The following is a 24,153-nucleotide window of genomic DNA, read 5'->3' on the forward strand; positions in this document are numbered from 1 at the left end:
GCATGAACGCAGTCTCATCGGGCGGGTCGCGCTCTGTCGACATCTCGGCCAGCCGAGCGCGGCCCGCCCAGCCACCGTTGCCCGGGCAACCGGAAGGCCTGGCATAGCCGCAGGTTCAGCGGACGAATTCCACGGCGCGGTGGCCGATCATCACGATGGTGGCGTGCGGACCGCGGCTGGTGATGGCGGGCAGGACGGAGCCGTCGATCACCCACAGGTTGTCCATCCCGCGCACCCGGCACCGAGAATCGACGACCGCGTGCGGGTCACCGTCGGGACCCATCGGTGCGCTGGAGCACAGGTGCTGCGATGTCGCCCATACCGGCTGCCCGACGTATGTTGCCGCACTGGCAAGTTCGCGCGCCAGCTCGCTGCCTCGGCGCAACGCGGCGATGTCTTCAGGTTCGCTGTCGTAGCGGTGCTCGATGCGCGGGGACACGGCCGGATCCGTCGACACCAGCGAGATGCGCCCGCGCGCCCGCGGCTGCATCAGCGCGACCCCAAGATGCGGCCAGTCGGGATGCCCCGCGGTGCCGTCACCGGTCATTGCGACGAACCCACCCGTGTACGGCCGGATCTCGATATCGTCGGTGGTGTTGAGCACCACCTCCAGCACGGGCCGCCCGGTGGCCACCGTCCAGTCGGTGGCCAGTACCCATTCGGGGTGATCGCGGCAGTTCATCCCCACCGGAAGCGGTGCCATCACCGGCACGCCGAGTGCCCGCAGCATCGCCTCGTCGCCAATGCCGGACAGCATCAGCAGCTGCGCTGATTGAATGGCGCCGCCACACAAGATGATTCGGTCAGCGGTCAGCGCCATCGGGCCTTGCGGGCCGACGACGTCGACCCCGACGGCAACGGTGCCGTTGAACCGTAGCCGCACTGCCCGAGTCTGCGACAGCAGGGTCAGGTTGGATCTCCGCAGCGCCGGAAGCAGATAGCCGGCACCCGACCCGATGCGGACGCCGTCGACGATGTTGAGCGGCACCGCACCGACGCCCGGTGCCGGCTCGGGACCGCAATCGTTGAGATCGGCAATCCAGGAAAACCCTGCGCTTTGCGCTGCGGCAATGAAACGCTCAGTGGTACCGGTCATTTCGTGGGTGCGGCGAACCAGGATCGGCCCGCTGTCGCCATGGGCGGGACCGGTGAAGTCCAAGTCGGTCTCGATAGCCCGGAAATGGCCGATCACGTCGGACCACGCCCAGCCCGGTATCGCGGCCTGATCGAAGTCGCGCGGCAATCCGCGGCAGAAGTATCCGCCGTTGACCGCCCCCGAACCGCCGATCGTCGCCCCCCGCACGATCGGCAGTTCGCGAACGGGCTGATCGGTGATGCGGCTCGTATAGCGCGCCACTAGCGGGCTGCCCGCCCCGATCGGCAGCTGCAACCCGTTGGCGGTTTGCGCCAGCAGCGCCGGATCAGCAAGCGCGGGACCCGCTTCCAGGACCGTCACGGTCCGCGCGGGGTCGGCGCAAAGACGTTCGGCAACAACGGATCCAGCACTTCCGGCGCCGACGATCAGCACATCGCTGTGCGTTGTCAAGGCGCCGGCTAGCTCCGGATTTGCGGTTTGAGCGCGCGCAGGTTGCGCTCGCGGACCACGCCCCACCACAGCCCGAGGCCGTACGCCAGGTCGTCGACGCGCTTGAGCAACAGATAGGTCAGCAGGCCGATCGGCTCGGCCTCGTCGCCGGTGGTGTCGCGGCGACGCAGCCAGTCGACCACGCCGTCCATCACGGCGGCCACCACGACGACGCGTCTACAGTGCCGGGACGCGATCGCGGCGAGCAACGCCACGGGCCAGTAGTGCCGGCAGATGGCCGAGGCCAACTGCAGCGCCGCCGACCACAGGCCGCGGGTCGCGATCACCACGACGTCGGAGAAAGCGGTATCGGCGCTGCGCATGGCCTTGGCGATGCGCCGGCCGGTCAGCACGGCGATCACGATCGACGCCAGCTGCGACAGGCTGGTCCCGAGCGCCATCAGGATCCAGGCCATCAGCGCCCACCCGGAGATCACCACCGGGGCGGTCTTGTCGGGGTGGCGTACCGACAGCGGGGCGGCCGAACCGCCATAGAATGCCTTGCGCGCAAGCCAATCCCGCAATTGGGTGCGGTGATCGTGCGCGACCAGCGCGATCGGCTCGTAGCGCAGCCGGGCACCCGCCTCGATCAGTCGCCAGCACAGGTCGACGTCCTCGCCGGACTGCATGGTCTCGTCGAACCCGCCGACATCAGCGAGTGCCGAGCGGCGGCAGATGATGGCCGCACTGGGCACGTAGGACACCGTGCTGTGCGGCAGCACCGGCGCTTCGCGCTGTCCGAGGTCCAGGGAGGAGTGCACCGCCTCGTACCGGGCGACCACGTTCTCGCTGTGAGCCAGGCCCACGATGCGGGGCGCCACCAGGGCCACGGTCGGGTCGCAGAAGTGGCCGAGGAGAGCTTCCAGCCAGCCGCGGCGCGGCGTCACATCCGAGTCCAGGAAGGCGACGAAGTCGGTGGTGCACGCCGCCAGCCCGGTGTTGCGGGCCGCCGCGGGCCCCTTGCTGCGAGGGTGGTGCAGCACCTCGATGTCGCAGTGCGTGCCGACGAAGTCTTCCTGATCGATGGGCGACAGCGAGCCGTCGTCCACCACGATCACGCGCAGTCCGCGCAGCGAGCTCACCAGTCGTCGCACACCAGAAACATTGTCCCGCACTGGAATTACCACGGTGACGTCGCGATGGGACGGTCCGCCGGCCGGGCGCGGATGCGCGACGGTGGCGTCCAGCAGGGTGCGGGCCAGCTGGGCACTGACGTCATCGCGGACCTTGAGCCGGCCATCCGAGAGCATGTCCTGGGCGGCGGGAGCCAGCTTGAGCAGTCGGGTCGGCGAGCCGCCCAGCAAGGCCGAGCCGTCGCCGAGTACCCGCACGCGGCGATCGACCTGAACGGCGAACCCGTCCGGCAGTCGAGGCTGACTCATGTCAGCATCCCGTCGGGGCCGGGCGCCCAACCCACGATGCGGCGCACACAACCGTCGACCATCTCCGAGAAGATGCGCCTGCCCTCGGCCGCGGTGGCGGTGGTGGGGTCTCCCAACACGCCTACCGGGCTGACTGCCGCCACTCCGCCGGTGCGCATCGCCGGGAGCAATTCGGGCAGTGGCGCCCGGTTCCCGGCGAGCCACCGGTCGGTCAGCACATCGGACGGCGAGATATGCAGCAACACCGATGTTTCGGTATGGCCGGCGTGGGCGTCGGCGCCGGCGGCCGCGCACGGGCACCAGGCGACGTCGCGGCCTTCGGTACGAAGTGTCCGCACGGCACGGTGCAATGCCTGCGTGTTGCCGCCGTGGCCGTTGACGAAGACCAGGCGCCGGGCCCAGCCGGCGGCCGACCTACCGTACTCGACCAGCAGCATCGTCAAGGCGTCGGTGCCGATGGAGATTGTTCCGGCGAAACTTTGATGCTCACCGCTGGCGCCGTAGGAGATAGCCGGCGCCACCAACCAGGCCTGCTCAAGGCTGGCCCGGGCCCCCCGGGCGACCGCCGTCGCGATGCGGGTGTCGGTGTCCAACGGCAGGTGCGGACCATGTTGCTCGGTCGACCCCAGCGGGATCATTATCGACGGCGATGTGGGAAATAGCTCCGTCGACGTCGCAGCTCCTAATTCGCCGAGTTCGGGCACTCGGTGATGGTAGGCCGAATTCACCTGGCGTGCACCAATTGTTGAGCGTTCAAAGTTAATTTTTTTCTGGGCTGTTCATCGGGGCGCCGAAATTCGGCTCGTCCGTCACGGTTGCCACGCGCGTCTCACAATTTTCGCATACGTCGATTTTCGCTCGCAATCCCGCAACCGCCTGAATTCGGCGGTGCCGCGACACGGTCAGGCGCGGCAACCGGGCCGCTAAATATGGCAAAGCCGCCCGACATGCTGCGGATTAACTCGGGCGCTGCCGAGCTCAGGCCGGCGAAACGCCGAGCGCGCGGGTGAAGCCGTCCGGCACCAGAATGTCGTCCGGGCGCAAGTCGTGAACCGAGGCATGCCCCAGCCCCATCAGCGCCGAGTCGATACCCCCGCGCAGGACGTCGAGGACGTTCTCGACGCCGGCTTGACCGTTCGCGGCCAGGCCCCACAGATAGGCGCGGCCGATCATCACCGCCCGCGCTCCCAATGCCACGGCCTTCACCACGTCGCTGCCGCGCCGGATGCCGCCGTCCAGCAACACCTCGACCTGGTCGCCGACCGCCGCCACCACCGGGGGCAGCGCCCGGATGGACGCGGGCGTTCCGTCCAGGTTGTTGCCGCCGTGGTTGGACACCGATATCGCCGAAACACCAGCATCCACAGCTCTTTTCGCGTCATCGACACGCATGACGCCCTTAAGCATGAATGGTCCGCCCCACAGCTCGCGCAGCCAGGCGATGTCCTCCCAGGTCGGCGGGGGTGTGCCCATCCATTCGCCGTAGGCCTGGAAGAACGGCGGACCGGCCTCCCCGCGCGCCGCCTGGTTCGGCACCGACAACGCCGGCGGACGCATGGTCTTGGCCCACTTCAGGAACCACCGCGGCTTAAAGGCCGCTTCCGGCGACAGCCGCAGAATAGTGCGCAAGTTCATTTCTTCGGGAATCTTGGGGCTGCCCCAGTCGCGCCCGTGCGAGAAGGACCAGTCGGTCGTGACGATCAAACCGACCGCACCGGCCGCGCGGGCCCGCTCCACCCGGTCGGCGATCGCGTCGCGCCCGCCCAGCCAGTACACCTGGAAGAACAGTTTGGAGTTTGCCGCGATCACTTCCTCGATCGGCTTGCTGGCGAACGAGGACAGCCCCATCGCCGTTCCCCGCGCCGCCGCCGCTCGCGCGACAGCAACCTCACCGTCCGGGTCGACCGCCTGAACGCCGGTCGGCGAAATCAGCACCGGCATGGAGATATCTTGTCCCATAACGGTTGTCGACAACTCGCGCTTTTCCTGCGCACCTACCACATGCGGCGCAAATCCCAGTTCGCCGAAAGCTTCGACATTGTCGGAGACCGTAATTCCTTTTTCGCTGGCCGCAACGAGGGCCGCATAAACGGATTTCGGCAACCGGCGCTTTGCGCGCTGCTGCGCGATGGCGACTGTTTCAAACCACTCGTCGGCCACGACTACACGGGGCTTTCGTTACACAGCCGCGCCGGCGGGTGCTGCGGCGGCCGCACCGATAGCGTCAGCGGCACCGGCTGGCGGACCTGCTGGCCGCGCGAGTGGTCGGCCCGCGGGCGCGGAGTCTCCCGATCCCGGGCCAGTGCCGACTCGCTGTACCCCTGGACGCATTCGGGATCCGGTCCATCCATCGGCAGGCCCGTGAAGAACTTGGCCGCCATGCAACCACCACGGCAGCTGTCGTAGTGCCCGCAACTTCCGCAGGCGCCCGCCGATTGGGGCTCGCGCAGCTCGCGGAACAGCGCAGCATTCTTCCAGACGTTGTCAAAACCACCATCGGACAAAACGTTTCCGGCCAGGAAGCGGTCGTGGATGGCGAACGGGCAGGCGTACACGTCGCCCACCGGATCGATCAGGCACACCACCCGGCCGGCTCCGCACATGTTCAAGCCGGACAGGGCGCCGGACGCGCCCAGCGGGGCCAGATGGAAGAAGGAGTCGCCGGTGAGCACCCCCTCCCCCTTGGCGACCAGCCAGTCGTAGAGCGCAACCTGCTGGGCCGCGGTCGGGTGCAGTTCTTCCCAGACGTCCGCGCCACGCCCGGACGGACGCAGCCGGGTGATCCGCAGGGTCGCGCCGTAACGGCTTGCCAGGGCTGCGAATTCGTCGAGCTGGTCGACGTTGTGCCGGGTGACCACGACGGAGATCTTGGCGTCGGTGAAGCCGGCGGCGGCCAGGTTCTCCAGCGCGCGCACCGCCATCGCGAAGGACCCCGGCCCGCGGACCGCGTCGTTGACCTCGGCGGTGGCGCCGTCCAGCGAGATCTGGACATCGACGTAGTCGCTGGCCGCCAGTCGCGCGGCGACCTCCGGGGTGATGCGGACCCCGTTGGTCGAGAACTTCACCCCGACGTGGTGCGCGGTGGCGTAGTCGACCAGCTCCCAAAAGTCCTGGCGCACAGTCGGTTCGCCGCCACCGATGTTGACGTAGAACACCTGCATGCGTTCCAGCTCATCGATGATGTCCATGCACTGTCGGGTGGACAGCTCGCGTGGATCGCGCTTGCCCGACGAGGAAAGGCAGTGCACGCAGGCCAGGTTGCAGGCGTACGTGAGTTCCCATGTCAGGCAGATGGGCGCGTCCAGCCCGTGCTCGAACTGCTCGATGAGCCGGGGTACGGGGGCCGCTGTTGTCATTGATGGTCCTCCTGGGGCACCAGCATGCGGGAATCGACCAACACACCCAACGCGTGCAGGTATGGGCCCTGCGCTGAGTCGTCGACTCCCTCGGCCCGCAGGGCGGACCGGACGTCGGGGTGGTCGGCCAGCGACTGCACCACCGCAAGGATGGTGCGGTTCTTCAGAAACGAAAGCTTGCGGGTGCCGAAGTGATAAAGCAGTGCGCCGAACGGTTCTGGACGAACCGCGACCTGCGGGTGCAATCGCCAACCGCGATCAGCGTCGAACCGGCTTTCGGTCGGTCGAGCCTGCGCGGACGCAGGCACGGTCAGTAGACCCCGCACATGCCGTCGATGGACACCTCTTCAACCAGAGTCTCGGTGACGAGCTCGGCGTCGGTTTCGATTTCGCGGTCCATTTGAATTGCCTCTCCTACGCTATCGACAACGATGGTCGATCTTGTCAGAATCGTCGTCAGAATATGGCGTCGAGTGCCGAAATGGAAGGGCGGGTCTGATGCATCCGCAGGCGCGGGTCGGCCGGCGCCGCTCGACGACGCCGGACCACATCACCGACGTCGCCATCGCGTTGTTCACCGCGCGGGGATTCGCCGAGGTGAGTGTCGACGACGTCGCCCAAGCCGCCGGGATCTCGCGCCGCACGTTGTTCCGCTACTACGCCTCCAAGAACGCCATCCTGTGGGGCGACTTCGACAGCCACCTCGCGCATCTTCGCGAGCTGCTCGACGCCGTCGGCCCGCGAGTTCGGTTGGGCGAGGCATTGCGGGCAGCACTGTTGGCGTTCAACACCTTTGACGATTCCGAGACCGTCCAGCACCGCCAGCGGATGCGGGTCATCCTGCAAACCGCCGAACTGCAGGCGTATTCGATGACGATGTACGCCGGCTGGCGCGCGGTGATCGCGGAGTTCGTCGCCCGGCGCTGCGGCGCCGAGACGACCGACTTGGCGCCGCAGACCGTGGCCTGGACGCTGCTGGGGGTCGCGCTCTCGGCCTACGAGCATTGGCTGCGCGACGAGGCCGTCACGCTGCAGGCCGCGCTCGGCAACGCCTTCGACGTCGTCGGTGCCGGACTGAACACGCTGACGCCATGACCGCCGACCGCGCGCACCTGGTGCACACCCTGCGCTCGCAGGGGCGGTTCTGCGGTATCTCCGGATCCCCGATGTACGACGAGCTGTTCGAGCTGGTGGCCACCGATGTCGAAACCGGTGGGATCTTCGCGGCGATCCTGTCCGGTCGCGAGGACGAACCGGCGCGCGCGGCGGTGCCGCTGCGGCTGCTGGGCGGCCTGCACCGGTTGGTGCTCGACGGACGGGCCGAGGTGTTGCGCCAGTGGTATCCCAGTACCGGCGGCACCTGGGATGCCGCCGGCGCGTGGCCCGAGATCAAGCTCGCCGCCACGGCCCATGCCGAGTCGCTGCGCACGGCGCTGGGGCAGCCGCCGCAAACCAATGAGGTGGGCCGATCCGCCGCACTGATCGGTGCGCTGCTGCGTATCAATCACGAAACCGAGTTACCGATAAGGCTTTTCGAGATCGGGTCGAGCGCCGGGCTGAACCTGCGGGCCGACCGATACCACTACCGCTACGGCGGCGGGCAGTGGGGACCCATCGACTCGCCGGTGATCATCGACGACGCATGGCTGGGCCGGGTGCCGCCGCCCGGTTCGGTGCGGATTGTCGAACGACGGGGCTACGACATCGCTCCGGTGGATGTCACGGGCACCGACGGCGAGATGACCGCGCTGAGCTACGTCTGGCCCGACCAGTCCGCGCGGCTGGAGCGGCTGCGCGGCGCCATCGCGGTCGCCCGCAGGGTGCCCGCGCTCGTGGTGCGGCAAAGCGCCGGCACCGCCGTGGGCGGCCTGACACTGGCCGACGGCGCATTGACGGTGCTGTGGCATTCGATCACGTGGCAGTACCTGTCGCAGGACGAACGCGTCGCCGTACGCGATGGGATAACCACGCTCGGCGAACGAGCCGACGCCTCAGCGCCGTTCGCGCACCTGACGATGGAACCCGAGCGCGACGGTCCGGGCGGCCCGCTGAAGTTCCTGGTGCGCGCCCGTCGCTGGCCCGGCGGCGAGGTTGTGGTGCTGGGTGAATGCCATCCGCACGGGCCACCGGTGAACTGGCGATAGCCGCAATCAGAAGAAATTTCTCCCGCTACCCGTCGGAGTTCGCGGTGCCGCGGCGACGATAAGGGTGTGGGCGCCGGCACGGATCACCAATCCGACCCTCGACGCGCGCTTTTGGCGCTCTACGACGAGGCGTTGCCGGTGGTTTACGGGTACTTCGTGCGACGTTGCGGCGAACGTGCCGCGGCGGAGGACCTGACGTCGGAGACCTTCCTCGCGGCGATGGACGCCGCACGCCGGCCCGAGCCGCCGCCGATCTCGGTCGCGTGGTTGGTCGGCGTGGCGCGACACAAATTGGCCGACCATTATCGGCGCGGGCAGGACCGGCTCAGCGTGCCGGTGGCCGAGCTGCCCGAAGCCGTCGACACCGTCGACGACTGGGACGCCGAGCTGGATCGTATGGTCGCCGAAGCCGTCCTCGCCCGGCTGGCCGAGCCGCACCGCACAGTGCTGGTGCTGCGCTACATGGACGACCGCAGCGTCGGCGAATGCGCCGAGCTGATCGGGCGCACGGTGCATGCCACCGAAGCGTTACTGGTCCGCGCGCGCCGCGCCTTCAAGAAGCACTACCCGGAAGGAGGCACGTCATGAACCAGCGCGACCATAGCGACCCGCTGCGCGTACTGCGCTCCGATGACCTTCCGGTTCAACCTGATCCGGCCTTTGCCGCGCGGTTGCGCCGGCAACTGGAATCCGCACTGTCGCTACCCGAAGGAGTTGTCATGAGCGGCACCACGACTGCCCTTGCCGACCTGTCCGAACCCGTTGCGCCGCAGCGGCCGCGGCCGGCGGCGTTGCCCTACCTCAGCGTGGCGAACGCACGCGCGGCCATCGACTGGTACGCCGACGCATTCGGCGCCGTGGTGGTCGGCGACCCAATCGTGATGGACGACGGGCGCATCGGGCACGCCGAGATCGCAATCGGTGACGGCGTGCTGTACCTGGCCGACGAGTATCCCGAGATCGGCCTGAAAGCACCCGCCGCCAAGGCAGTTTCGGTCAGCCTGATGTTGCACGTCGCCGACACCGACACCGCCCTGCAGCAGGCGCGCGACCACGGCGCGACCGTGGAGCGGGAGATCTACCAGAATTACGGAACTCGCAACGCCACGATCGTCGACCCGTTCGGGCACCGCTGGATGTTGGCGGGGCCGACAGCCGTGCCGGTTTCGGTCATTGTGCACGGCGACATCGGATCCATCTCGGTGTGGACTCCGGATGCCGATCGCGCGGCCGCCTTCTACGGGCACGTCCTGGGCTGGACATACGACCCATCGTCACACCGGGTGACCAATACCGACCTGCCGACCGGCATCGTCGCCACCGACGAACCCGCCACCTTGTTCTGCTGCTACGCCGTCGACGACCTGCGGGCTGCCCGCATCGCGATAGCAGAAGCCGGCGGCGTTCCCGGCGAAATCCGGGACACCGACTACGGCGTCCTGCTGGAGGCCACCGACCCGCAAGGTACGGCCTTCGCGGTGCACCAACCCATCGCCGGCCGAAAGCGTCCGGAAATCAACGGTTCTGGGCCCGGTGAACTGTCTTATGTCACCTACCAGGTGCCGGATTCGGCGGCGTTCCGCGAATTCTATGGGCGGCTGCTGCGCTGGACCTTCGAGCCGGGCCGCATCGCCGACGGCTGGCAAGTAGTGGACACGCATCCGATGGCCGGCGTTGCCGGTGGCAGTGCGCGTCCCAGCATCGTGCCGATGTGGACGGTGGCCGATATCGATGCCGCGGTCGCGCGGGTGCGCGAAGCCGGCGGCACCGTGCTCGATGAGCCGACCCGCCAGCCCTACGGCATCAGCGCCGAGTGCACCGACGATCAGGGCGCGCGCTTCTACCTGGGCGAATTCTGAGTTGACGGGATCTGCCAGCCTCGCAGCCAAACTGCTTGTGCCCCCGCGGTTCTGCAGAGGTCTAGCTCAACACCTCGGGATTGGCGATCCGGATCGGCGCACCGTCCAGCCAGGCCACCACCGCTTCGATGCTGTCCGAGTAGAAGGCACTCAGCATCTCGCGGGTGGCGTACCCCAGGTGAGGGGACAACGTCACGTTCGGCAGAGCGCGCAGCGGGTGGTCGGGCGCGGGAGGTTCGACGTCGAAAACGTCGAGACCGGCTCCGGCGATACGACCGGTCCGCAGCGAAGTGATCAGTGCCGCCTCGTCGACGATCGGGCCCCTGGACGTGTTGATCAAGTAGGCGTGCGGCCTCATCAGGGCCAGCTCGGGTTCGCCGACCAAACCTCGGGTCCGCTCGGAGAGCAGCAGATGGATGGAGACCACATCGGAGGATTCGAACAATTCCGCCTTTTCGACCCGGCGTGCCCCGGCCGCCGCCGCGGCCTTATCGGTCAGGTTTTGGCTCCACGCAACGACTTCCATGCCGAACACCCCGGCGTACTCGGCCATCCGTTTGCCGGTCCTGCCCAGGCCCAGCAAGCCGAGGGTCTTACCGGACAGCGTCACGCCGACGCTGCTCTGCCACCCCCCATCGCGCATCCGGCGGTGCTCTTCGGCCAGGTTGCGCACCGTCGCGATCAGCAAGCCCCAGGCCAGTTCGGGGGTGGCGTCGCGGACCGTGCGGAACCGGGGGTTGGCGAAATCCGAATGGGCAACCAGGACACCGGATTCGCTGGCCGCCACCATGTCCAGGTTCGGCAGGCTCATGCCCACGATCGTTATCAGTTTCAGATTCGGCAGCCGCTCAAGCAGCGTGCGCGGCAACGCCATCCGTTCGCGCATCGTGCAGATCACGTCGAACGGTTGCAGGACCTCTACCGCTTCCGCTGGACCGAGATGCCGATCGAAGACGGTGATCTCGGATCGGCGCTGCACCGCTGACCAGTCGGCGAGCTCAAGTGCCAAACCGGCATAGTCATCGAGTATCGCCACCCGGTGCATGACGTCAGCCTAGCAGCTCCGAAATCGGTACTGCCGCAGCGATTTTGCCGCGGGCCTTCATGACTTTGCCCGGCAAACCGCCACCGACCACGCCCACTACCACCCCGTCGCGCTCGTAGTAGGCCAGGAACTTTCGTCCGTCGTCCTCGACCAGGTGCACGATGTCGGTGGCTTCCGGCTCGCCCAGGCACTGGATCTTGACGTCGTACTGGTCGCTCCAGAAGTACGGCACCACCGTGATAGCAGGCACCTCTTGACCAAGCATCGCGGGCACCACGACTCGAGCCTGGTCGGCGACGTTGCTCCAATGCTCCACGCGCGCTTGATGTCCTGTCGCATTACGCCAAGAGGCGACATCTCCGAGTGCCCACACGTTGGGCGCACTGGTGCGCCCGGCGTCATCGCAGATGACACCGTTGTCGACCTCGACGCCGCTGCCCTGTAGCCACTCGGTGGCCGGACGCGATCCGATACCGACGACGACCAGGTCGGCAGCCAACTCGGTGCCGTCGCTGAGCACCACGGTGTCGACATGGCCTTCACCGCGCACCTCGGCCACCCCGATGCCGGTGCGCACGTCGACGCCCTCATCACGATGCAGCCGCGACACCAGCTCACCGATCTGTTCCCCGAGCACCGACGCCAACGGCGTCGGCTGCGGCTCCACCAGCACCACATCGACCCCCATGCTGCGCAGGCTGGCCGCGACCTCGCAGCCGATGAAACCGGCTCCGACGACCACGGCGTTGCGTGCCTTGCAGGCGTGCTCGCGCAACGCCATGCTCTCGTCGAACGACCGCAGCACGCGAATACCCTCGAGATCCGGGAACGCGGGAATGCGCCGCGGGACCAACCCGGTCGCAATCACCAGCTCGTCGTAGCCGAGCGAGGTTCCGTCGGAGAGGGTCAGGGTCTGCGCGGCGGTGTCCAGGCCGGTCGCCGCCGCACCGAGGCGCAACGTGATGTTGTTCTCGTCGTAGAACTCACGCGGCTTGAGTGCGACGTCGTCGACCTCTTTGCGCAGCACTTCCTTGGACAACGGCGGCCGGTCATACGGCAGGTGGACCTCGTCGCTGACGATCGTGACGGGCCCGGTGTATTCCGACCGCCGTAATTGCTCGGCCGTGCGGGCCGCGGCCAGCCCGCCTCCGACGATCACGATTCCGTTATTGCTCACGTGGAGTTCATAGCACGCGGGACGCTCAGTACTTTAGGGCGCCCTTATCGACGGGGATCTGCATGCCCGTCACGGTGGCCGCGCCGTCGCCGGCCAACCAGGCGACGACGTCGGAAACCTCTTCGGCCGCCATGAATCCCTTGTACTGCATGGGCATTGGCGGGAAGCTGTGCACGAAGCGGGGATGCTTGGCGAAGATCTCCATCATCGCTTCCGGTTCGATCATCGGGGTGTCGATCGAGTAGGGGTGGATCGAGTTGACCCGGATACCGTATTCGCCGAGCTCGATCGCCAGTGTGTTGGTCAGCGCGGTCAACCCGAACTTGCTGGCCGAATAGTGGCCGTTGCCGGGGGTGGCCTTCAGGCCGGCCGACGAGCTCACCACCACAATCGATCCGCCGTTGCCGGCCTCGATCATCGCGGGGATCGCGGCGCGCAGGGTGCGCCAGGTGCCGGTCAGGTTGACCCCGATCACGGTGTCCCACTGCTCGTCGGTGAGTTCCCAGACCCGGCCCCAGCCCAGCACACCGGCGTTGGCCACCACGACATCGAGCCGGCCGAACTGCTCCACGCCGTCGGCCACCAGCTGACGCACGGTGGGGTCGTCGCGAATGTCGCCGGCGCGAGCCAGGATCTTGCGGCCCTCGGCCTCCACCAGGCGGACGGTCTCACCGAGATCTTCGGGGGTGGCCGGCGGGTACGTCACGGTGTCCGACACCGACGCGCAGATGTCGAGCGCGATGATGTCGGCACCCTCGCGGGCCAGCCGCACCGCGTGCGCGCGCCCTTGCGCGCGAGCGGCGCCGGTAACGAATGCCACCCGTCCCTGCAGTGATCCTTCACGTCCCGACACGGCACGCCCCTTTCGCCGAATCACAGGCTAGCAGCGAAACTGAAACGTGTTCTAACTTGGTTCGCCGACGCGAACGGGCTCAGATCTCCGAGATGATCTGGGTCCGGCGTGCGTTGTATTCGTCGTCGGTCAAAGCGCCACTGGCGCGCAGTGTCTCGAGCTGTTGGAGCCGATCGGCGATCGAGGCCTGCGGCGGCGTGGCGACCGGTGCCGCCCCGGCCGGAGCCCCCTGTGCCGCCGGCGCCTGGGCGGCGGCGCGGCGCACCACCGCCTGGATCTGTTCGCGCAGCGCCGGGTTCGACCGGATATCGACCATCCGGTTGAGCGCAACGTTGTTGTCCTTGAGGATCTGCAGGATCTCCATCAGCGGCCCGGCTTGCCCGCTGAGGTCATAGGTTCGGTTGTCCTCGGCCACCGTAAACTGTGCGGGCACCAGCCCGTTGACCAAAGCGCTTCGCTCCCAGTCGATTTGGTATTCCTGTGTCGTAGGGTCAAGCAGTACCACGAGCTTTCGCGCGGTGAGGTTGCCCAACCGGGTGACGTTGGCGATGACGCGGTCCTGACTGTCGAACGCCGTGAAGCCGGGTCCCTCGATGTGCAGGTCGACCTTCACCAGCGGCTGGTCGTTGATCCGGGTTCCCGTCTCGGAGAGCCCGACGATTTGGGCGAGCGCCAGCACCCCGTGCTGTTCCAGCAGCGCGGATTTGGCCGCCGATTTCGCACCGTAGTTGGTCAGCGCGAGCGCGATGAGGACATCGGCCACGGTGATGAGTAGGCCGACGTAGAACATCCATTGCAGCAGGTTGCCCAGCCCCAGGGTGAAGTAGACGACCAGAAAGATCGGCCCGACCAAACCACCGCACAGCAAAACGACCAACTGTGTCTTCAGATACCGCGCCAACACGTGTTTCTCCTCGCCTCGCCCGGAAGGTTCGTGTCAGATTAGCGCTGTCGCGTGCGCCGTATCCATAGCCGGCGTGCGGGCATCGGCGCTGGCAGTCAGCGCGACGGCTTCGGTGGTGCGCCTTTGGGAGAGGTGGGCGGCGGCGCCATGGCCGGCCCGTTAGACAGTGGCATCGCCGCGGGCAGCATCGTGGCAGACGACAATTCCGCGGCCGCTGCATCCGCCGGGGCGGTAGCGGCGGTCGCCGGGCCGGCGACGTCGGCTGCCGTCGCTGCGGGAGCCGCCGCTGCTGTCGGCGCCGCCGCCGCTGCATACGCCGACGTTTCTGAGTGGGGCGCCGTTGCCGAAGACCCGGCCGGGGCCGCCGCCGTGGTGGTTGCCGCCATCGGCGTGACGGTAGCCGCTGCCGGAGCGACCGTGGGCGTCGCCACGGCGGCCGGCGCCGCTGCGGCCGGTTGCACCGCCGCTGCCACCGGGGCCCCGGATGCCACGCCGCCCGCCTGCGCCGCGGCGCCGATGAACTGCTGACTGCTCATTGCCTGGCCGGATACATTGGCCGCACCCGCCACCGCCTGCGGGGCGACCGTCAACGGCTCGGCGTTGACGACCTCGGTGTCCGCATATTGCTGCGCCCCACCGCTCATGAGCTGCACAAACTGGTTGTGGAACAACGCCGCCTGCGCGCTGATCGCCTGATAGGCCGCCGCGTGCACGCCGAACAGGTGCGAGATGCTCGCCGAAACCGCGTCGGCGCCGGCGGCCTGAACAACCGACGTCGCGCCGGAGGCCATCGAGTTGGCGTAGTTGATCGCCGTACCGATTTTTTCCAGGTCTGATGCCGCGGCCGCCACATACTCCGGCGTCGCATTTACGAACGACATCCGAACCTCCCGGCCAGGCCAAGACGGTCAAATTCCCGAACCGTCAATTTCAGACTGGACATCGCAAGATCTTACCGGAAATTCGCTGACCAGGTGTGCAGCTTTCGGGCGGGCCAGAAAGCACAAGACCCGGACCGCCGAGATCGGCGAGTCCGGGCCTGGTGCTGTGCGAACTAGTTGATGATCTTGACGACCCGGCCGGCGCCGACGGTGCGGCCACCCTCGCGGATGGCGAACCGCAGACCGTCGTCCATGGCGACGGGCTGGATCAGCTTCACCGAGATGTTGGTGTTGTCACCGGGCATCACCATTTCGGTGCCCTCCGGCAGCGTCACCACACCGGTCACGTCGGTGGTGCGGAAGTAGAACTGCGGACGGTAGTTGTTGAAGAACGGCGTGTGCCGACCGCCCTCGTCCTTGGACAGGATGTAGACGCTGCCCTCGAACTCGGTGTGCGGGGTGGTGGTGCCGGGCTTGACCACAACCTGACCGCGCTCGACGTCCTCACGCTTGATACCACGCAGCAGCAGCCCGACGTTGTCGCCGGCCTGGCCCTGGTCAAGCAGCTTGCGGAACATCTCCACACCGGTGACCGTGGTCTTCGTGCTGGTGGGCTTGATGCCGACGATCTCGACTTCCTCGTTCACGTTGATCACGCCGCGCTCGACACGACCGGTGACCACGGTGCCACGGCCGGTGATCGTGAAGACGTCCTCGACGGGCATCAGGAACGGCTTGTCGGTCTCGCGGACCGGGTCCGGAATCGACTCGTCGACGGCGTCCATCAGGTCCTCGACGGACTTGACCCACTCCGCGTCACCCTCGAGCGCCTTGAGCGCCGAGACGCGGATGACCGGGGCCTCCTCGTCGAATTCCTGGGCGGCCAGCAGTTCGCGGACCTCCAGCTCGACGAGCTCGAGCAGCTCTTCGTCGTCGACCATGTCGGCCTTGTTCAGGGCTACCAGGATGTAGGGCACCCCGACCTGACGCGCGAGCAGCACGTGCTCGCGGGTCTGCGGCATCGGGCCGTCGGTCGCGGCGACCACCAGGATCGCGCCGTCCATCTGGGCCGCACCGGTGATCATGTTCTTGATGTAGTCGGCGTGACCCGGGGCGTCGACGTGGGCGTAGTGACGCTTGTCGGTCTGGTACTCCACGTGGGAGATGTTGATCGTGATACCGCGCTGACGCTCCTCGGGCGCGTTGTCGATCTGGTCGAAGGCGCGCGACTCGTTGAGGTTCGGGTACTTGTCATGCAGGACTTTGGTGATCGCCGCGGTCAGGGTTGTCTTGCCGTGGTCAACGTGACCGATGGTCCCGATGTTGACGTGCGGCTTCGTCCGCTCGAACTTCGCCTTCGCCACTTGTGTGTCCTCCTGGACTGATTGGTGCTTTTGAAAAGCAGTGTTGATGTTGTTGTAAGTGCCGCGGTGGTAACCGGGCTAGGTTACTCCGAGCTGGTGTTCACTCGCCCGTCGCCTTGGCGATGATCTCCTTCGAGACGTTCGCCGGGACTTCGGCATACGAGTCGAACACCATGGAGTAGTTCGCCCGGCCTTGTGTCTTGGACCGCAGGTCGCCGACATAGCCGAACATCTCCGACAGCGGGACGTGCGCCCGAACGACGCGCGCACCCGCCCGCTCCTCCATGGCCTGAATCTGGCCACGGCGGGAGTTCAGGTCGCCGATCACGTCACCCATGTAGTCCTCGGGTGTGGTCACTTCGACCGCCATGATCGGCTCGAGGATCACCGGCTGGGCTTGCTGCGCAGCCTTTTTCAGCACCTGTGAACCTGCGATCTTGAACGCCATTTCCGAGGAGTCAACCTCGTGGTAGGCACCGTCGAGCAAGGTGACCTTCAGGTTCACCAGCGGGTAGCCGGCCAGCACGCCGTACTGCATGGCGTCCTGGGCACCCGCGTCCACCGACGGGATGTATTCCCGCGGGATGCGACCACCGGTGACCTTGTTCTCGAACTCGTAGGTCGCACCGTCCTCGCCGGTGAACGGCTCGAGGTTGATGATCACCTTCGCGAACTGGCCCGAGCCACCCGTCTGCTTCTTGTGGGTGAACTCGACGTTGTTGGCCGCCCGCTTGATGGTCTCCTTGTAGGCCACCTGCGGCTTACCGACGTTGGCCTCGACCTTGAACTCGCGGCGCATGCGGTCCACCAGGATGTCCAGGTGCAGCTCGCCCATGCCGCCGATGACGGTCTGGCCGGTCTCCTGGTCCAGGTGCACCTTGAAGGTCGGGTCTTCCTCGGCGAGCTTCTGGATCGACAGCGACAGCTTCTCCTGGTCGCTCTTCGTCTTGGGCTCGATGGCCACCTCGATGACCGGGTCGGGGAAGGTCATCGACTCGAGCACGATCTGCTGGTTCGGGTCGCTCAAGGTGTCACCGGTGGTGGTGTCCTTGAGGCCGATCACCGCGTAGATGTGGCCCGCCGACGCGGTCTCCACCGGGTTCTCCTTGTTGGAGTGCATCTGGAACAGCTTGCCCAGCCGCTCCTTCTTACCCTTGGTGGCGTTGATGACCTGGCTGCCGGAGTCGACCTTGCCCGAGTACACCCGGACGTAGGTCAGCTTGCCGAAGAACGGGTGCGTCGCGACCTTGAAGGCCAGCGCCGAGAACGGCTCGTCGGTCGACGGCTTGCGGGTGATCTCCTCGTCTTCCTTGCCCGGCGCGTGGCCGACGGCCGGCGGCACGTCCAGCGGCGAGGGCAGGTAGTCGATGACCGCGTCCAGCATCGGCTGCACGCCCTTGTTCTTGAACGCGCTGCCGCACAGCACCGGGTAGGCCTCCGAGCTGATGGTCAGCTTGCGGATGGCGCCCTTGATCTCGGCGACACTGAGCTCTTCGCCGCCCAGGTACTTCTCCAGCAGCGCCTCGTCCGTCTCGGCGACGGCCTCGAGCAGCTTGGTGCGGTACTCGTCGGCCTTTTCCTGCAAGTCGGCCGGGATGTCGACGACGTCGTACTTCTCGCCGAGCTTGGCTTCGGCGCTCCAGACCTTGGCCTTCATCTCGACCAGGTCGACGACGCCTTCGAAGTCGCCCTCGGAGCCGACGGGCAGCTGGATCGGAATGACGTTGGCGCCCAAGCGCTCTTCCATCGTGCGGACCGAGAAGTAGAAGTCGGCGCCGATCTTGTCCATCTTGTTGACGAAGCAGATCCGCGGCACGTCGTACTTGTCGGCCTGACGCCACACCTGCTCGGACTGCGGCTCGACGCCCTCCTTGCCGTCGAACACGGCAACAGCACCGTCGAGCACGCGCAGACTGCGCTCCACCTCGACGGTGAAGTCGACGTGCCCGGGGGTGTCGATGATGTTGATCTGGTTGTCGTTCCAGAAGCAGGTGGTGGCGGCGGAGGTGATGGTGATCCCGCGCTCTTGCTCCTGCTCCATCCAGTCCATGGTGGCAGCGCCGTCGTGGACCTCACCGATCTTGTAGCTGATACCGGTGTAGTAGAGGATGCGCTCCGTCGTCGTCGTCTTGCCGGCGTCGATGTGCGCCATGATGCCGATATTGCGGACCTTGGTCAGGTCGGTCAGCACGTCCTTCTGTGCCACAGAAGTCTTCCCACTCTTTCGATTGCGTTGTTAGTTCGCTGTCGGTTTACGCCCGGCCACGCTGCCAGTTTGGCGCCCGTTCGGGCTCTACCAGCGATAGTGCGCGAAGGCGCGGTTGGCCTCGGCCATCTTGTGGGTGTCCTCACGCCGCTTGACGGAAGCCCCGAGGCCATTGCTGGCGTCCAGGATCTCGTTCGCCAGCCGCTCGATCATCGTCTTCTCCCGACGGGCCCGGGAGAAGCTGACAAGCCAGCGCAGCGCCAGCGTGGTGGACCGGTCCGGACGCACCTCGACGGGCACCTGGTAGGTCGCACCACCCACGCGGCGGCTACGCACTTCCAGGGCGGGCTTGACGTTGTCGAGAGCGCGCTTGAGCGTGATCACCGGATCGGTACCGGTCTTATCGCGAGCCTGCTCGAGCGCACCATAAACAATGCGCTCAGCGACCGATTTCTTCCCCTGCAGCAGGACCTTGTTGACCAGCTGGGTCACCAGCTGCGATCCATAGACCGGGTCGTTGACCAGCGGACGCTTCGGCGCGGGCCCCTTGCGCGGCATTAGCTCTTCTCCTTCTTGGCGCCGTAACGGCTGCGAGCCTGCTTGCGATTCTTGACACCCTGGGTGTCCAGCGAACCGCGGATGATCTTGTAGCGCACACCGGGCAAGTCCTTCACCCGGCCGCCACGCACCAGCACCATCGAGTGCTCCTGCAGGTTGTGGCCCTCACCCGGGATGTAGGCGGTGACCTCGACCTGGCTCGTCAGCTTCACGCGCGCGACCTTCCGAAGTGCCGAGTTCGGCTTCTTCGGGGTGGTGGTGTACACGCGGGTGCATACGCCACGGCGCTGCGGGCTGCCCTTCAGGGCCGCGGTCTTGACCTTGGCGATCTTGTCGCGGCGACCCTTGCGGACCAGCTGCTGAATGGTTGGCATCTACTGGCTTTCTGTGTTCGAAGTCTTCTTGCTGCTGTTAAGTCTCTGTACTGCAGTTTTTCCCCACCGCACTACCCCGCGGCCGGGTGTGTCGCACCCGCTCAGCACCGGAGTCATCCGATACGTGGTGGACATGCGAATTCGCCCGGCATCCACTTCCTTACGTCAGGCGCCGTAAGCCGCCAGGCACGAGCCACCACAATACCCGCCGCTGGTCGAACAGGTCAAAGCGGCCGCTGGACGCAACCGCCCAGCCCGACGCGCGCTCGCGGTGGACGGCTATTTCGACGCGGCGCCGCCCGGCGCGGTGCGCCTGTCCAGGCCCGCTGCCAGCCGCAACACCATTTCGGTGAACAGTGCATCGGTGTCGATGTCGTCCATGACACCGGTCATTTCCAGCAAGACAAATCCGTGCAGGGCGGACCAGAATTCGAGCGCGGCGAAAAACGCCTCCTCCCCGTCGAGGCCATACGAGGACAACACCGCGATCACCGGCGCGGCCGCACCCCGGGTTGCCGCGGTGTATTCAGGGTCATCGCCGCCCAGCGGCATCCGGGTGAAGGCCGAGTACCGCCCGGGGTGGTGATGGGCATAGCTGCGGTAAGCGCCGGCCATGACCAGCACCGCATCATCGCGGGCCCGCCCCTCCCCAACCCGGTTCAGCATCATGATGATGTCGTCGATGACCCGGATGCGAACGGCGCGACGCAGGTCCTCCAGGCTGTCCACGTGGTTATAGAGCGACGGCCCCTTGGTGCCCAACTGTGTCGCCAGCGCGTTGATGGTCAGCGAGTCCCAGCCCTCGCGGTCCAGGAAGGTCAGTGCGCCATCGACGATGCCGTCCCGGCTCAGCTTTCCCGGCCGGGATCCGGACCTGCCGCCACGCTGGCGCCCTCCCGCCGTCGGCTGTTCCGGATGAACTGCCATGGCGGTCGCCCCTCGATTGCGGTGAATAGGTGAAGGTCAACTAATGACTCTAGTTGACAGAGTCGCCAATCTACTCGGACGTAACCCGAGCGGCTCGCAGTTGGCCGGGGGAAAATTATTTGCCATCCAGCAGGCAAATGCACGTAGGCTCAGTCCAGCAGATACCCGCCGACACGAAGGGGGCCGCGGTGCACCGGAGAACCGTCACCGGGTCGCTTGCAACCTGTGTCATCGCGATTGCGGCCGCGCTCGCCGCGGCGCCGCCCGCCGCGCACGCCAAGAACGGCGACACGCACGTCATTGGGCAGAACACCACGCAAACCCTGGATTGCAACGACGGAACCCTGATCGTCAACGGCACCGGGAATTCGGTCAACGCGCTCGGCAACTGCTGGGCGGTGACGGTGATGGGCTCTGGCAACACGATCATCGCGGACTCGGTCACGCACGACATCACGGTGTACGGCTACGACCAGACCGTCTTCTTTCACAACGGTTCGCCGATCCTCTGGGACCGCGGCCGGGAACTGGGAATGGTAAACCGGCTGCAGCAGGTGCCTGCCTGAGTCACCGCGACTTCCAGTTGGGGACACCGAGGAGGGGAACACATTGCGCGTCCACATCACTGACCGATCGCCGCGGCTCGCGGTACTCGCCGTCGCGGCAGTAGTGCTGTCCGGTTGCAGTTCGACCGCTAACCCTCCGGGAAACCCCAGCTCGTCGACGAAGAGCAGCACAACCACCACGACCACGGGCGCGGCCGCGCCGACGACGTCGGGTAGCGAAAGCACCACGGCGTCCGTCGAAATCGGGAACACCCTGAACTACGGCTCGATGGGGACGACGGCCACCCTTGACTGCGCCACCGGCAAATCGCTGAATGTCGCTGGTTCCAACAACACCCTGACGGTCACCGGCAACTGCCAGACGGTCAATGTCGGCGGCGCCAACAACAAGATCACCATCGACAAGGTCGATACCCGCATTACGGTGCTGGGGCTCGACAACACGATCACTTACAAGGATGGTGAACCGAAGGTCGACAACCTCGGCTCAGGCAACACCATCAACAAGGCGAGCTGACCGGCTAGCTAGCCGGCGCGCCGTGCCGCCCGGCGCCGGCCGCGAACCGCCCGGCTCCCTCGTTGGCTTCCGCGGCAACTTTGGCGATACTGGCGAATTCCTGTTCCATTGCCTGCGATTCCGACAGGCCCCACTGTTGTAATGCCGAAAGCCGGTCCGCTCGCAGGCACTGCTGGGGCAGGGCGGCCAACTCCGCGGCCAACTCCTCGGCGGCCTGTCGCGATTCGCCTTTGGGGACAACGCGATTAGCCAGTCCCATCGCGAGCGCTTCGTCGGCTTTGACACCGCGGCCGGTCAGGATCATGTCCATTGCCCGGCTGTGCCCGATCAGGCGCGGCAGCCGCACGGTGCCACCGTCGATCAACGGCACTCCCCAGCGACGACAGAACACCCCGAACACGGCATCCTCCTCGGCCACCCGCATGTCGCACCAGAGAGCCAGCTCCAGTCCCCCCGCGACGGCGTAGCCGCTCACCGCGGCAATCACGGGTTTGGACAACATCATTCGCGACGGGCCCATCGGGCCGGGACCGGTCGTGTGGACCGAGTTGGCCTCCGACGTGCCGAATGCCTTCAAATCGGCTCCCGCACAGAAGGTTCCGCCGTCGCCCCACAGCACGGCCACCGACGCGGAATCGTCGCGGTCGAACTCGTCGAAAGCCTCGTACAGCGCTGCGGCCGTCGGGCCGTTCACGGCGTTACGCGCGGCCGGCCGGTTCAGGATCACCGTCGTCACCGGGCCCTTACGCTCCACTCGCACCGGATCGGTCATCTCACCTCCAGAAGTTGAGTTGTATCGCGCCGGTCCAACAACTCGGTCGCGAAGTCGTGGTAGACACTGCGCAGCCGCACGCCCGGCCAATCGTCGGGCAGCAGTTCGGCGGGCAGCATCGGGTCGGTCAATAGGTGCCGCACGATCGCCGCGGCCACCATGAATCGGCCGGGAATGTCGCAGGCCGCGGCCATTTCGTCGACCAAGTGTTGCCCGGCCTGCGACCATGCGGGCAGGTCCCACAGTTCGGCGACCAGCTGCTCGGGTGCGTCGTCGCGAGCCTTGAGCACCCGGACCCGATCGGCTACGTCGGGCTCCAAGTCGAGGTCCAGGTTGTCGGGCCGCATCCAGACGCCCTCGCGAAGTTCACCGAAACGCTTGCGGTACATGCTGGCTCGCTGCGCGGCCCGGGTGCGGGCATCGGTGCCCACACTGGTGACGATCACGACGTGCCAGTCTCCGTGCCAGGCCCGGGTGTGCGGTCGCATCGCCTCATCCTGGCGAGCCTGGCGGGCCAGCAGCCGATCCGAGAGCCGGTACCCGTCGGCCGAGCGAATCAGATCGCCGGCACCGACCATGCGGGTCAGCGCGACCCGCAGCGTCGTTTCCTTGATCCCGAAATCGGTTGTCAGCCTGATCAAGTCGCTCGCGGTCGCCCAGGCGGGGTGCGCGCCGAGTAGCACGCTCAGTACCACCGACCGGGCCGTCATGTTCGGCATGGCTACACTCCGGAGGCGCGCCGGCCGTAGTCGCCGAACGGCTCGTCGCGATGCCGCACCGCTTCGCGGAAACCGTGCTCGACGGAGTCGGCGACGAAGTCATGTCCCTCTTGGGTATGCCGGGCGACACCGTCGAATACCGTGCTCACCATCCGGCTGGTGGCCACACCCTGCTGCAACAGAGCGGAATTCAGCGCGAGTTTGACCATGATCAGCTGATTGACCGGAACCGCCGCGATGCGCTGGACCAGCCGTTCGGTGCGCTCGTCGAGGTCTTCCGGGTCCGGGGCCTCGACCGCCAGCCCCCACTGGGCGGCCTGTGCACCGGTGATCGAATCCCCGGTGAACAGAAGACGTTTGGCGCGCTGATCACCGAGGCGGTGGGCCCACAGGCCTGCCGCCGGCACACCCCACACCCGGGTCGGCGGGTAGCCGATCTTGGCGTCGGCGGCGGCGATCACCTGGTCGGCATGCAGCGCGATATCGGTGCCGCCGGCCACACAGTACCCGTGGATCTTGACCACCGTCGGCTTGTCGGCGTGCATCAGGCTGGAGAACCCGCGCACGAACCGGCTCATCATCTGGTAATCGATCATCGGATCCCACGGGCGATCCGGCATGTGGTTGATGCCCTGGGTCCTACCGTCCAGCACGGTGCCCTCATAGGCGCCGGTGCCGCCGGCCGAGCCGGTGCGGTCGGCGTAGGCGGACAAGTCGAAGCCCGCGCAAAAGCCTTCCCCGCGACCGGATACCAGAATGACGTGCACTCCTGGATCGAGGTCGGCGCGCTCGACCAACGCCGAGAGTTCCAGCGGGGTGTCCGCGACGATCGCGTTGCCCTTTTCCGGCCTATTGAAGGTGATCCGCGCAACCCGGTCGGTGACCTCATAGGTCATCGTTTTCAGATTGTCGAAATCGACCGGCCTGATCGCGTGTGTCACGGGCGCCGCTCTCCCCCGCAAGC

General features: G+C 66.7%; 26 protein-coding genes. 6 read left to right on the forward strand and 20 right to left on the reverse strand.

Going from position 1 to position 24,153, the window contains the following annotated elements:
* Positions 1–115: 115 nt before the first annotated feature.
* The 7 genes from mftG to mftA all read right to left on the reverse strand — a co-directional run bounded on the left by mftG (position 116) and on the right by mftA (position 6,723).
* On the reverse strand, positions 116–1,546 hold the full coding sequence (gene mftG, locus AAHS21_RS00910) for a mycofactocin system GMC family oxidoreductase MftG (protein ID WP_342925863.1): 1,431 nt from the start codon (positions 1,544–1,546) through the stop codon (positions 116–118).
* 8 nt (positions 1,547–1,554) lie between these two features.
* Positions 1,555–2,967: a mycofactocin biosynthesis glycosyltransferase MftF gene (gene mftF, locus AAHS21_RS00915; protein ID WP_342925864.1), complete on the reverse strand. Its 1,413-nt coding sequence runs from the start codon at positions 2,965–2,967 to the stop codon at positions 1,555–1,557.
* Positions 2,964–3,695, reverse strand: coding sequence for a mycofactocin biosynthesis peptidyl-dipeptidase MftE (gene mftE / locus AAHS21_RS00920; RefSeq protein ID WP_342925865.1), 732 nt, complete (start codon positions 3,693–3,695; stop codon positions 2,964–2,966). The genes mftF and mftE overlap by 4 nt, the downstream gene beginning before the upstream one ends.
* Before the next feature lie 250 nt (positions 3,696–3,945).
* Positions 3,946–5,127 carry a pre-mycofactocin synthase MftD gene (mftD, locus tag AAHS21_RS00925; RefSeq protein WP_342925866.1) on the reverse strand — a complete coding sequence of 394 codons (1,182 nt, stop codon included), beginning with the start codon at positions 5,125–5,127 and terminating at the stop codon, positions 3,946–3,948.
* Between the two features lie 2 nt (positions 5,128–5,129).
* Complete coding sequence (gene mftC / locus AAHS21_RS00930) at positions 5,130–6,323, reverse strand: mycofactocin radical SAM maturase (RefSeq protein WP_342925867.1); 1,194 nt, start codon at positions 6,321–6,323, stop codon at positions 5,130–5,132.
* On the reverse strand, positions 6,320–6,649 hold the full coding sequence (gene mftB / locus AAHS21_RS00935; protein ID WP_342925868.1) for a mycofactocin biosynthesis chaperone MftB: 330 nt from the start codon (positions 6,647–6,649) through the stop codon (positions 6,320–6,322). The genes mftC and mftB overlap by 4 nt, the downstream gene beginning before the upstream one ends.
* Positions 6,634–6,723: a mycofactocin precursor MftA gene (mftA, locus tag AAHS21_RS00940; protein ID WP_036466690.1), complete on the reverse strand. Its 90-nt coding sequence runs from the start codon at positions 6,721–6,723 to the stop codon at positions 6,634–6,636. The genes mftB and mftA overlap by 16 nt, the downstream gene beginning before the upstream one ends.
* Positions 6,724–6,821: 98 nt before the next feature.
* On the opposite strand from mftA, the gene mftR reads away from it, so the two are divergent.
* The 4 genes from mftR to AAHS21_RS00960 all read left to right on the forward strand — a co-directional run bounded on the left by mftR (position 6,822) and on the right by AAHS21_RS00960 (position 10,326).
* The gene (mftR, locus tag AAHS21_RS00945) at positions 6,822–7,418 is read left to right on the forward strand and encodes a mycofactocin system transcriptional regulator (RefSeq protein WP_342925869.1); all 597 of its coding nucleotides are present in this window, start codon (positions 6,822–6,824) and stop codon (positions 7,416–7,418) included.
* Positions 7,415–8,467, forward strand: coding sequence for a DUF2332 family protein (locus tag AAHS21_RS00950; protein ID WP_342925870.1), 1,053 nt, complete (start codon positions 7,415–7,417; stop codon positions 8,465–8,467). The genes mftR and AAHS21_RS00950 overlap by 4 nt, the downstream gene beginning before the upstream one ends.
* 66 nt (positions 8,468–8,533) lie before the next feature.
* Positions 8,534–9,055, forward strand: a complete 522-nt coding sequence (locus tag AAHS21_RS00955; protein ID WP_342925871.1) for a sigma-70 family RNA polymerase sigma factor — start codon at positions 8,534–8,536, stop codon at positions 9,053–9,055.
* Entirely contained in the window at positions 9,052–10,326 is a 1,275-nt protein-coding gene (locus tag AAHS21_RS00960) for a VOC family protein (RefSeq protein WP_342925872.1), read from the forward strand. Before AAHS21_RS00955 ends, AAHS21_RS00960 begins: the two co-directional genes overlap by 4 nt.
* A 61-nt stretch (positions 10,327–10,387) precedes the next feature.
* Here AAHS21_RS00960 and AAHS21_RS00965 read toward each other — a convergent pair whose 3' ends face one another.
* From AAHS21_RS00965 to AAHS21_RS01010, 10 genes are all read right to left on the reverse strand, one after another.
* Positions 10,388–11,371 (reverse strand): D-2-hydroxyacid dehydrogenase family protein, encoded by a 984-nt coding sequence (locus AAHS21_RS00965; protein ID WP_342925873.1) that lies wholly within the window; start codon positions 11,369–11,371, stop codon positions 10,388–10,390.
* Between the two features lie 4 nt (positions 11,372–11,375).
* The gene (locus AAHS21_RS00970) at positions 11,376–12,548 is read right to left on the reverse strand and encodes an FAD/NAD(P)-binding oxidoreductase (RefSeq protein ID WP_342925874.1); all 1,173 of its coding nucleotides are present in this window, start codon (positions 12,546–12,548) and stop codon (positions 11,376–11,378) included.
* Between the two features lie 25 nt (positions 12,549–12,573).
* Positions 12,574–13,401, reverse strand: a complete 828-nt coding sequence (locus AAHS21_RS00975) for a mycofactocin-coupled SDR family oxidoreductase (protein WP_342925875.1) — start codon at positions 13,399–13,401, stop codon at positions 12,574–12,576.
* Positions 13,402–13,480: 79 nt separating this feature from the next.
* Positions 13,481–14,305, reverse strand: a complete 825-nt coding sequence (locus tag AAHS21_RS00980) for an SHOCT domain-containing protein (RefSeq protein ID WP_342925876.1) — start codon at positions 14,303–14,305, stop codon at positions 13,481–13,483.
* 95 nt (positions 14,306–14,400) lie between these two features.
* On the reverse strand, positions 14,401–15,186 hold the full coding sequence (locus AAHS21_RS00985; protein ID WP_342925877.1) for a PE family protein: 786 nt from the start codon (positions 15,184–15,186) through the stop codon (positions 14,401–14,403).
* A gap of 173 nt (positions 15,187–15,359) precedes the next feature.
* Positions 15,360–16,550, reverse strand: a complete 1,191-nt coding sequence (tuf, locus tag AAHS21_RS00990; protein ID WP_036466681.1) for an elongation factor Tu — start codon at positions 16,548–16,550, stop codon at positions 15,360–15,362.
* Positions 16,551–16,650: 100 nt separating this feature from the next.
* The gene (gene fusA / locus AAHS21_RS00995; protein WP_342925878.1) at positions 16,651–18,756 is read right to left on the reverse strand and encodes an elongation factor G; all 2,106 of its coding nucleotides are present in this window, start codon (positions 18,754–18,756) and stop codon (positions 16,651–16,653) included.
* 87 nt (positions 18,757–18,843) lie between these two features.
* A complete protein-coding gene (rpsG, locus tag AAHS21_RS01000) occupies positions 18,844–19,314 on the reverse strand; it encodes a 30S ribosomal protein S7 (protein WP_096284731.1) in 471 nt (156 codons plus the stop codon).
* Positions 19,314–19,688, reverse strand: a complete 375-nt coding sequence (rpsL, locus tag AAHS21_RS01005; RefSeq protein ID WP_007167812.1) for a 30S ribosomal protein S12 — start codon at positions 19,686–19,688, stop codon at positions 19,314–19,316. Before rpsL ends, rpsG begins: the two co-directional genes overlap by 1 nt.
* 279 nt (positions 19,689–19,967) lie before the next feature.
* Positions 19,968–20,615: a WHG domain-containing protein gene (locus tag AAHS21_RS01010; RefSeq protein ID WP_342925879.1), complete on the reverse strand. Its 648-nt coding sequence runs from the start codon at positions 20,613–20,615 to the stop codon at positions 19,968–19,970.
* Positions 20,616–20,803: 188 nt separating this feature from the next.
* Here AAHS21_RS01010 and AAHS21_RS01015 point away from each other — a divergent pair, with 188 nt between their 5' ends.
* Entirely contained in the window at positions 20,804–21,181 is a 378-nt protein-coding gene (locus AAHS21_RS01015; RefSeq protein WP_342925880.1) for a DUF3060 domain-containing protein, read from the forward strand.
* A gap of 43 nt (positions 21,182–21,224) precedes the next feature.
* Positions 21,225–21,698 (forward strand): DUF3060 domain-containing protein, encoded by a 474-nt coding sequence (locus AAHS21_RS01020; protein ID WP_342925881.1) that lies wholly within the window; start codon positions 21,225–21,227, stop codon positions 21,696–21,698.
* A 4-nt stretch (positions 21,699–21,702) separates the two neighbouring features.
* Here the strand turns inward: AAHS21_RS01020 and AAHS21_RS01025 are convergent, their stop codons facing one another.
* From AAHS21_RS01025 to AAHS21_RS01035, 3 genes are read right to left on the reverse strand one after another with little or no spacing between them, the layout of a single operon-like run.
* A complete protein-coding gene (locus AAHS21_RS01025; protein WP_342925882.1) occupies positions 21,703–22,470 on the reverse strand; it encodes a crotonase/enoyl-CoA hydratase family protein in 768 nt (255 codons plus the stop codon).
* Positions 22,467–23,189, reverse strand: coding sequence for a PaaX family transcriptional regulator C-terminal domain-containing protein (locus tag AAHS21_RS01030; RefSeq protein ID WP_342925883.1), 723 nt, complete (start codon positions 23,187–23,189; stop codon positions 22,467–22,469). Before AAHS21_RS01030 ends, AAHS21_RS01025 begins: the two co-directional genes overlap by 4 nt.
* Positions 23,190–23,191: 2 nt before the next feature.
* Entirely contained in the window at positions 23,192–24,130 is a 939-nt protein-coding gene (locus AAHS21_RS01035; RefSeq protein ID WP_342925884.1) for a crotonase/enoyl-CoA hydratase family protein, read from the reverse strand.
* Positions 24,131–24,153: the final 23 nt, after the last annotated feature.

The sequence above is a fragment of the Mycobacterium sp. 050272 genome, from assembly GCF_039023525.1.
GTDB lineage: Bacteria > Actinomycetota > Actinomycetes > Mycobacteriales > Mycobacteriaceae > Mycobacterium.

Excerpts from the sequence above, each read along its gene's own strand:
- mftF (WP_342925864.1), bottom strand. The coding sequence starts at position 2,967 with ATGAGTCAGCCTCGACTGCCGGACGGGTTCGCCGTTCAGGTCGATCGC.
- mftC (WP_342925867.1), bottom strand. The coding sequence starts at position 6,323 with ATGACAACAGCGGCCCCCGTACCCCGGCTCATCGAGCAGTTCGAGCAC.
- mftA (WP_036466690.1), bottom strand. The coding sequence starts at position 6,723 with ATGGACCGCGAAATCGAAACCGACGCCGAGCTCGTCACCGAGACTCTG.
- mftR (WP_342925869.1), top strand. The coding sequence starts at position 6,822 with ATGCATCCGCAGGCGCGGGTCGGCCGGCGCCGCTCGACGACGCCGGAC.
- AAHS21_RS00950 (WP_342925870.1), top strand. The coding sequence starts at position 7,415 with ATGACCGCCGACCGCGCGCACCTGGTGCACACCCTGCGCTCGCAGGGG.
- AAHS21_RS00960 (WP_342925872.1), top strand. The coding sequence starts at position 9,052 with ATGAACCAGCGCGACCATAGCGACCCGCTGCGCGTACTGCGCTCCGAT.
- AAHS21_RS00965 (WP_342925873.1), bottom strand. The coding sequence starts at position 11,371 with ATGCACCGGGTGGCGATACTCGATGACTATGCCGGTTTGGCACTTGAG.
- AAHS21_RS00985 (WP_342925877.1), bottom strand. The coding sequence starts at position 15,186 with ATGTCGTTCGTAAATGCGACGCCGGAGTATGTGGCGGCCGCGGCATCA.
- rpsG (WP_096284731.1), bottom strand. The coding sequence starts at position 19,314 with ATGCCGCGCAAGGGGCCCGCGCCGAAGCGTCCGCTGGTCAACGACCCG.
- rpsL (WP_007167812.1), bottom strand. The coding sequence starts at position 19,688 with ATGCCAACCATTCAGCAGCTGGTCCGCAAGGGTCGCCGCGACAAGATC.
- AAHS21_RS01010 (WP_342925879.1), bottom strand. The coding sequence starts at position 20,615 with ATGGCAGTTCATCCGGAACAGCCGACGGCGGGAGGGCGCCAGCGTGGC.
- AAHS21_RS01025 (WP_342925882.1), bottom strand. The coding sequence starts at position 22,470 with ATGACCGATCCGGTGCGAGTGGAGCGTAAGGGCCCGGTGACGACGGTG.
- AAHS21_RS01030 (WP_342925883.1), bottom strand. The coding sequence starts at position 23,189 with ATGCCGAACATGACGGCCCGGTCGGTGGTACTGAGCGTGCTACTCGGC.